The 902-nt window shown below is 63.5% G+C and carries 1 protein-coding gene; it reads right to left on the bottom strand.

Annotated features, from left to right (window positions below; genetic code table 11):
* Window positions 1-902, bottom strand: a 902-nt coding sequence (locus N7590_RS22075; protein WP_345781945.1) for a carbohydrate-binding protein, incomplete at both ends; no start/stop codon positions are given.

Raw genomic sequence — 902 nt, forward strand, 5'->3', positions numbered from 1 at the left:
TGGCGATCAAGCCTTGCGCGTTGAATGCCCCAATCTCAATGCGAACATTGCCGACACTGGAGTTGCGATACACCTCCGCACTCAGCACGTAACTGCCGGCGCCGGTGTTCACCAGCTGATCGCTGGAGACGCCACCGGGTGATGGGCCAACCGCCAGGTAGTTGCCAAACTTCGGCTCGTTAAGGATCGCACTCTCGACCGCTGGCCGGCTCCAGTACGCGAAGCCTCTGGCATATGACGGGTCCTTGAGCATGTTCGGCGCACCGCTCAGCTTTGCCGAAACCTGCAGAATCGCACTGCCTTGGGAATCCACCCTGCCATCCAATTCAGTGACTTGGCTTTTCAGCTGCTGAAGCCCCTCGGTACTGGCCTTTCCCTCCAAGGCAGCATTGGTCGTGTTGATCCGCTCGCCCAATGCACTGTCGCGAGCAACACTGGCCTGCTCGACAGCATTTACGCTGGCCGTACTTGCTTTGCCGCCCAAGGCCGCGTTGGTGTTGTCGAGGCGCTGGGACAAGGCCGCGTCCGCCTCCGCCAACGCGTTGATCTGGCTGGCCACTTGCCCTGCGCTGGCAGCCTGACCACCATCTGCCGGAAGCTTCACCACAACGGCATCCACGCGGCTGGCCTCAGCCGCGATATCACTGGCGTTCTTCGCGGACATGCTGATGGCGGCCGCCAGCGCATCGCCCACCGAGGTGTAGTCGCCGATAGCCTCCCACACAGCGGGATTGGTGCCCGGCTGCACGTCGACGTTCTCGGCCAGCGCCCGGTATAGCGTTCCAGCGCGGCGCACGAAGTCGCCGGCCGGGTAGGTCGTGCCGGCCGCCCATTCGTCGGCGCCGACAATGTCCTCCAGGATGCCGTTGAGCGCGGCGACCTGCTCGTCGGTGTACTGACGT

The sequence above is a fragment of the Stenotrophomonas sp. GD04024 genome, assembly GCF_029837545.1.
In the GTDB taxonomy this organism is placed as follows: domain Bacteria; phylum Pseudomonadota; class Gammaproteobacteria; order Xanthomonadales; family Xanthomonadaceae; genus Stenotrophomonas; species Stenotrophomonas forensis.